Annotated in this window: 10 protein-coding genes; all 10 read right to left on the bottom strand. The window is 30.9% G+C overall.

Annotation, left to right across the window (positions count from 1 at the left end):
• Positions 1 to 187: 187 nt before the first annotated feature.
• Positions 188 to 769: a carboxypeptidase-like regulatory domain-containing protein gene (locus AABJ49_RS14075; protein WP_338378927.1), complete on the bottom strand. Its 582-nt coding sequence runs from the start codon at positions 767 to 769 to the stop codon at positions 188 to 190.
• Positions 770 to 935: 166 nt separating this feature from the next.
• Complete coding sequence (locus AABJ49_RS14070; RefSeq protein ID WP_338378926.1) at positions 936 to 1,907, bottom strand: DUF4240 domain-containing protein; 972 nt, start codon at positions 1,905 to 1,907, stop codon at positions 936 to 938.
• Positions 1,908 to 2,126: 219 nt separating this feature from the next.
• A complete protein-coding gene (locus AABJ49_RS14065) occupies positions 2,127 to 2,708 on the bottom strand; it encodes a hypothetical protein (protein ID WP_338378925.1) in 582 nt (193 codons plus the stop codon).
• 153 nt (positions 2,709 to 2,861) lie between these two features.
• Positions 2,862 to 3,647, bottom strand: coding sequence for a hypothetical protein (locus AABJ49_RS14060; protein ID WP_338378924.1), 786 nt, complete (start codon positions 3,645 to 3,647; stop codon positions 2,862 to 2,864).
• A gap of 138 nt (positions 3,648 to 3,785) precedes the next feature.
• Complete coding sequence (locus AABJ49_RS14055) at positions 3,786 to 4,235, bottom strand: HAD family hydrolase (protein ID WP_338378923.1); 450 nt, start codon at positions 4,233 to 4,235, stop codon at positions 3,786 to 3,788.
• 150 nt (positions 4,236 to 4,385) lie between these two features.
• A complete protein-coding gene (locus tag AABJ49_RS14050; protein WP_338378922.1) occupies positions 4,386 to 4,823 on the bottom strand; it encodes a hypothetical protein in 438 nt (145 codons plus the stop codon).
• A gap of 21 nt (positions 4,824 to 4,844) precedes the next feature.
• Positions 4,845 to 5,300 (bottom strand): hypothetical protein, encoded by a 456-nt coding sequence (locus AABJ49_RS14045; RefSeq protein WP_338378921.1) that lies wholly within the window; start codon positions 5,298 to 5,300, stop codon positions 4,845 to 4,847.
• A gap of 244 nt (positions 5,301 to 5,544) precedes the next feature.
• Positions 5,545 to 5,844: a hypothetical protein gene (locus tag AABJ49_RS14040; RefSeq protein ID WP_338378920.1), complete on the bottom strand. Its 300-nt coding sequence runs from the start codon at positions 5,842 to 5,844 to the stop codon at positions 5,545 to 5,547.
• Positions 5,845 to 6,215: 371 nt separating this feature from the next.
• Positions 6,216 to 6,506, bottom strand: a complete 291-nt coding sequence (locus tag AABJ49_RS14035; RefSeq protein WP_094138785.1) for a helix-turn-helix transcriptional regulator — start codon at positions 6,504 to 6,506, stop codon at positions 6,216 to 6,218.
• Positions 6,507 to 6,508: 2 nt separating this feature from the next.
• Entirely contained in the window at positions 6,509 to 6,850 is a 342-nt protein-coding gene (locus AABJ49_RS14030) for a type II toxin-antitoxin system RelE/ParE family toxin (RefSeq protein WP_338378919.1), read from the bottom strand.
• Between the last annotated feature and the right edge of the window lie 143 nt (positions 6,851 to 6,993).

The raw sequence follows: 6,993 nt of genomic DNA, 5'->3' as shown, positions 1-6,993 counted from the left end.
TTTTCATTTGTAGAATTTGGTTGTTTTTAAGTTCGATTTTGGTATTGACGCTAACGTTTGACGGCTTGTGACAGTTGCGTAAATTTAGCACTTAATTTCACAAGTACAAAACTCCTAATGAATTTTCGGAGAAAATTCAAACAAAGACCAAGCCGAGCAATTGTTACAAACCTTTGTTATGCCTCGTTTAATTTAGTATTACATCTTTTCTCATTCTCGACTTCCATTTCTTACCATACTTTAAATTCATAAGCTTAAAGATTGTTTTATTATATTCAATAATACATTCTAAAGCTTCAGGTGTACATCCAAAATCATAATATTTGATTTTATAACGTTCTTCAAATTTTTTATCTTTTCTCGAATTTCCGATCGGAACAATTGAACCAATTAAGAGTAATTTCGGATTTTTATTTATCCAATCTGTTTCAGCACTTTCAGAATTAAATTTACAATTAGAGTTTATTTCAAAAGTTTTACGAATAACAGATTCATTTCCAGTTTTTAGTTCAATTTCCACAGTACCTAATTCTATTGAACTTGTTTTAAGAATGTAAGTTTTATTAAACTCTAAATTATCTAAAACAAAATTACCAAGTGAATCAGTAAAAGTACCTTTGGAAGTTTTTTCAGGAACAATCAAAACACTTTCGGTTGGTTTCAGTTTTGTTCTGCCAGAAATAATTTTTCCCTCTAACTTTACTTGACTAAAAGAACAACTAAATATTAGTAAAAATGCAATTAAAATATTTATATTTCCTGTTTTCATTGTGCGTTTTTCATAAATGAGGCATAACGGTTTCGGCTATGAACAGTTGGGGACTTTACTCCCTAACTTTTCGGTTTAGCATTGACCTTTATTTTATGTTTATATTTTCGTTTAATCACTTTTACCCCAATTGTTTATAGCCATTGTTGGCAACCGTTATTTATTTCTATTTCCAGCCTTTATAATTTGAAAAAGTTTCATAATCACAACCTGTTTCATATTCCAGTTCCTTATTCATTCGCTTTTCATACGCTTCTTCTGCAATATATAACAATGGCTCAAAGTCCATATTCTTAGGCATATCCTTTGGATTTTTCAATACACTTTCAAAAAACTCCTTACCATTTGCGACCACACAACACCTAACATAAAGAAAGTAGTCAACTGAAAAATATGAATCATCATCTTTGAATGAAGCTTCGCCAATATTTTCAGCGTGTTTTTTAGTGTCCAGTAAATACAATTTATAGGTCAAACTTTCTTGAAACTGCTTTATTTCTGTAACCTTTTTCTTTGCTAAAAAAACGATAGCAGGTTCCATTCTTTCTTGGTCGTCTTCTTTAGTCCAGTCGATTTTTTCTATTACTTCCCAAAACACATTGTCGTCCACCATCTTTTTAGGCTTCATAGATTGCTTTCTGTATTCTTCTCTTGCAATACGAGATTTTTCATTTTCTATTTCAACTTCTTTTTTGAATTCTTCTCTTTCATTTTTCCAACGCCATTCATAAAAAGCTGTTTTACCATAATCAGATTCCATTAAACCAGCTAAAGGAAAACCACCTTTCACTCCACTTCGTCCATCTCCTAATTTGAAATCAATACTTTTTTCAAATTCTGTAATTGGTTTATTTCCCAAATATTCAAACTTGCTCAAATCATTGTATTTTGTATTATTGGTGTAAAAGTCAATTGAATATTGATTTGAAAAGAAAAATCGATTGCAACTTAGAATTTGATTTAATCTCACATCATCTAATTCTGGTTTTTTATTATCCACGTAGTCCAAGATACCGAGCATCATTAAATCTCCGTCTATTTCTTCGAAGAATGATTTTCCAATTTTAATCACTTTAAAAGCTCCAAAGAAATCTCTTTCCAGTTTCGTTATGAATATGTCTCCTTCTTTTACGGTCATTTTTTAATGGTTGCCAACGTTTAATATATGGCAAGTTGGGCAGAAAATAAGCGATTACTTTCGGTTTAGCCACAAGCCAAATCTTTTTATTTTGTTTTAATTTTTCTTTTTAATACCAAATCAAAAGATTTGGCGACTTTGCAAATAGACAACAACTTTTGGATTTACCACTAATCGCCCAATTTGCTATATATAGTGTTGTAGCACGTTTTTTCTTTTTTACATTCCATCTTCACGGTCAGAAAGCCAATCACTATATTTAGCTTTAAGTCTGTCTCTTTTTTCGGTCGAGTCAACAATCACATCAACTCCTCCATCATAAGGTGCAATGACACATTTCTTTGACGGACTGACAAACATTGCTCTTATTTCATCATCAGCAATTGCTTTGAGAATTTCGTTTCTGTTTCCGTTTTTCCAACTTTCAGTTTTGACATAAATATCAAAAAACGTTTCGTCTTCATATTCCTCTGGTCTTTCTTTTTGCAAATCAATTCTCAATACTTTTTTAAATTCTCCAAAGTCAGTTAACTCCTTATAATTGTCATTAGTTGAATCCCACGTGTAGAGTCCGAATGATATAGCAACTTCTGATTCTTCTCCAATCAGGTCGTTAATCAATTGGTTTTGTCGGTCAAGTATGATTTTATACTCGTCTTCATTTTCAGCGTATCTTTTTGATTCAGGAAGGCTATGAATTCTAAACCACCTGTCAGGATAAACTATTTTCAATTCGTGATTGATTGGTAACGATTCTTGGTATTCCTTATTCCAATAGTCTATAAATTCGCTTTCTGTCATTTTTTTAATGTGCTACAACGTTGTTGTATATGGTTTGTTGCGTGGTTTAGCACGTAATTTAGCAAATAAAAACCGAATAGAAAATCCGCGAGGATTTTCGTAAGTAGGCTAGAACTAGCAATAAATTATATACGGTGTTAGCTACAGTTTTTACTATTCGTATTTGATTTTTCTTGTCAAGACTTGATATTTTTTTCGCTTACCATTTTCGATTTTATAAATGGTTTTCTTTTTCCAATTCAGTTTCTTGTCGTACTTATATTCGTATTCGTAATTTTTAGATTTAATTAAATTTCCATTTTCGTCATATTCTGAATTATCTAAATCTTTAATTGAAAAGTCAATTTTATGTTTGCTTTCAGAAAGTATTTTTCCGTTGTCGTCAAGAACCTTTGTGAATGCTATATTATTCGAATAGTCATATTCCGCAACTTCAATGCCATAAGAGTTAGAATTTCCCGTATTCAGCTTTAATTCGATTGGATGTCCTTTTTCATTGTTCTTTAGGAATGTCTCTCTAATAATTTGGTTGTTTTGATTTCGGTCAGTTATTTTAATCATAAAACCATTTTCATCATATTCGTAAGTTGCTATTTCATAAGTATATCCAATAACAGGATGCCAACGTTCGATTTTTCTTTGTAAACTTCTAATTCCATTAGAGTCGAAAGTCCGAGAAAGACGTGTTTCTAATTTTCCGTTTTCGCCATATCTCAATTCCGATATTATCTTGTTTTGCTGATTTACAACTATAATATCCTTTTTGGTTTCAGTTCCGCTTTTATTGTAGAATATCGTCGTTTTTGTAAGTTCCTTTACTTTAGAATCTGTTCTTAAATCGATAGCATCGTCGTGACGTAAAGCAGAAAAAATACTTTGAGAAAAAGATTCAAAGTAGACTAAAGTAAGAAGTATTATGAAAGTAGTTCGTATGTTCATTCAAATTGTAGCTAACGTTTCGCAGCTACAAGAAGTTGCGTACTTCATTCACTGACAATTACAAATATAACCAAAACTTTGATTCAACAATTATCATTTCTGACAAAAACCGAGCCTAGCAATTTCTTGTAACTGCTGTTACCCGACGTTTTTTATATCAGTTTTTATTTTTTCAACCCATTTTTTCTCTGATGGTTCGATTATTATTGCTCGAAAATTATGTTTTTCAGCTTCCATTCCAACACCTTTTGAATCGTCAATGTGAATGTCAAAATTAAACGCAATTGGATATTTTGAAGAATTGATTTTTAAAGATTTTAATTTCTTTTGATTTTCAGTTTGATTGATTATGCGATTAACTCTAATTCCATAATAAAATAATGTAAATCTTATTTTGTTTTTTGTTCTAAATGATGTTGTATAAATATGAACTTTATGGCCTTCTTTTTGTAAATCAGAAATTAATTCCCGTGTTCCTTTACGTATCTTTTCTACACCGAATAGTTTTCCGATTCTGCTTATTTTTTCGGTTTCAAATTCTTTTCCATTTGGAATTAAAGTACTGTCAAGATCAAAGCTAATATTCATTAATCATTTTTTTTTCGGTTTCTCGTAAAATGTCGGGTAACGTGTTTGTATAAGATTAGTTGCGTGGTTTAAGCACTAAATTTAGCAAATAAATCACAGATAGAAAGTCTGCGAGGACTTTCGTAAGTAGGCTATAACCAGCAATTAATTTTATACGGTGTTGTGCAACGTTTTTTTATTTAATCTTTCTATTATTAATATTAATCCAAGAATTATTAAAAGTGAAAAAATTGATGAAAATGAAAATGCTCCTTCAATATTTTCTGCAAACGGTTTTTTAAACGATTCTAAAAGCACAAATTCTCCAAATCCGCCCAAACTCCACATTGTTAATTCGTAAATTAGAAATGCAACAAACAAACAGGTAAGTTTATTCAACAAACTATTTATTCGTTTTCTTAATATCAAAACGAGAGTGATTTCAATTCCGAAAACTATAAGTAAAACAATACCAACGAGAAAAGGTGTCATTCCGATATCTCCACCAGGTAATGTTGATTGATGAATCCAAATCATAAAAAAAAGCATTGTCAAGATTGGATAAATCAGACAATAAATTATCATTTCGTATTTTTTTAGATTGTTCATTTTTAAATATTTTAAAATGTTTTATCTGCTTCTTTTAATCCACTTTCCAAATTGAATTCCGACTAAAATTGCTGGAATAAATCCAATTACCATAATCCAAAAGAATGGTTTGAAAATATAGTCCTCAAATGAGTCCAAAAAAGTATCATAAGGTTCCATTCCTTCTTGAACAAATCCAGTCCAACCAACAAGAAATGCGGTTATAATCAAAATCAAAATTCCGTATTTTGCTCCAACTTTGTCAGAATCTTTTTTCTTTATCAAGATTTCATATCCAGCATTCTTTCCAAACCAGTATGCAAGTCCGTAAAAAATTCCAATTCCGATAATTATGTTTATCCAATAATTCCATTCAACCATCCATTGAGGACTTCCTCCAGCAAGTAACATCATAAATAGAAACGCAATTAAAATTCCAATTGTCGCAGATTGTAGCGCCTTTTTAATTCCGATATTTCTTGCTATTTTAGGTGTCATTTTGCGTTTTTGGGTAATGTTGCACAACGTTTTGCCACTTTGAGATGGCTGGAAGTTCGTAAACGCTCAATTTTCGGCTTAACGAAAACGTGATGCGAAACGGTAATTCCACTAAAATCCAGCTAGCTCAAAATGGCTGTTACTGGAGGCTTGTTTTTTGTCGAAATTGCAATTAAACCTCAAACTTTTCAAGTTTCTGCTGTGAAAAAACAATTGCGAAAAGCTTTTATGCGGCACTTAAATTTCACATTAACTTTGAAATTTTCATTTCTAAATTTTTCCACATATCCATTAAGCCGTTTATGTTTCTACTAGTTGCGTAAATCTCTTTTCCAAGTTCTGATAAAGAGTATTTATTCATAGTTTTTAAAATTAATTTTTTATTAGTCAGCCAAGCTATTGAATTTTGCATTTCTGTTTGTGTTGGTATAGCATGATTTATTCCATCAGCAACTTGACTAATACCGGCAAAACTTACAGGTTCTTTTTCTGAGGAAATCGCAATCGCTAAATAAATCCAAGATATAGTTTCAGCATTATTCATAAATAATGATTTCGATGTTGTTTTTTTTACGCGGTGTTTAAAAAGTGACGCATAACTTTCAAGTTTCTGCTGTCAGATTCCACCTTTCGCTTTTCTGTTTTTCTGGTTTCCACATTTCAAGTTTCCGCTTATAGATTTCAATTCTCACGCTTCTGTTTTGTCAACTTTCTGCGGAAACAGATGTTTAATTTTAAATTGTTTTTATCTGCGTAATTTTGGCACAAGTCTCCAGTAACGTTTGGCAGCTACAAGAAGTTGCGTGCTTCATTCACTGGCTATTACAAATATAGACAAAACTTTGATTCAACAATTTCCAATTCTAATAAATCCCATGCCTAGCAATTTCTTGTAACTGTTGTTAGCAGATGTAGTTATAATTCAATTTGGATCTTTACCTTACCACCAAAACCTTTTTCCACAATATCGTACAAGGTTTTCAGCGTTAAGTTACTTCCGTTATTTTCTATTCTTGAAATATATTCACGTTTTTTATCAACTAATTCGCCAAGTTCGGTTTGCGTTAGTTGTTTTTCTTCACGTGCTTTTTTTAAGAGTAATCCAATTTTAAAACCTTGGAATTCTCTTTCAAGTTCGTCACGTCTTACAGTTCCTTTTTCACCGTAAACATTGTTTTTAATTTCTTTCCAGCTTTTAGTTTCCATAGTTATTTAGATTTTTCTTTATAATATTTACTCATTAATTTCAACGCTTTTTCAATTTCATTTTTAGGTGTTTTTTGCGTTTTCTTTTGAAAGCCATTAAGTAAAATAACAAGTTTTCCTTTGTCAAAGAAGCAAAACACACGCCAAATGTTTGAACCAAGTTGAATTCTTGCTTCAAATAATCCATTTGTTCCTTCCATTGATTTTAAATAATTTGAAGGAATTCTTTCTAAAGTTTCGATAGCCTCAATTATTTTAAATATTTTATCCTGAACCTTTTTTGGCTGTTCAAGAAGAAATTCTTCAAAGTGATTTTCGTATGCTATAACTTCACGTACTTTCATTTTTCAAAGGTAACTTAAAAGTTACAATATTTCCAAATGTTTTTAAGAGATTTTTGATTTTACCGAGATTTTCAAAACTATATCTGCTAACGTTTTGCCTTTAGTTTGCATTATTAAATAAATAACTAATTTTCCGAACAGGA

Origin of the sequence: uncultured Flavobacterium sp. (assembly GCF_963922255.1) — a bacterium.
Lineage (GTDB): Bacteria > Bacteroidota > Bacteroidia > Flavobacteriales > Flavobacteriaceae > Flavobacterium.
This window is presented reverse-complemented; position numbering and strand designations above follow the sequence as displayed.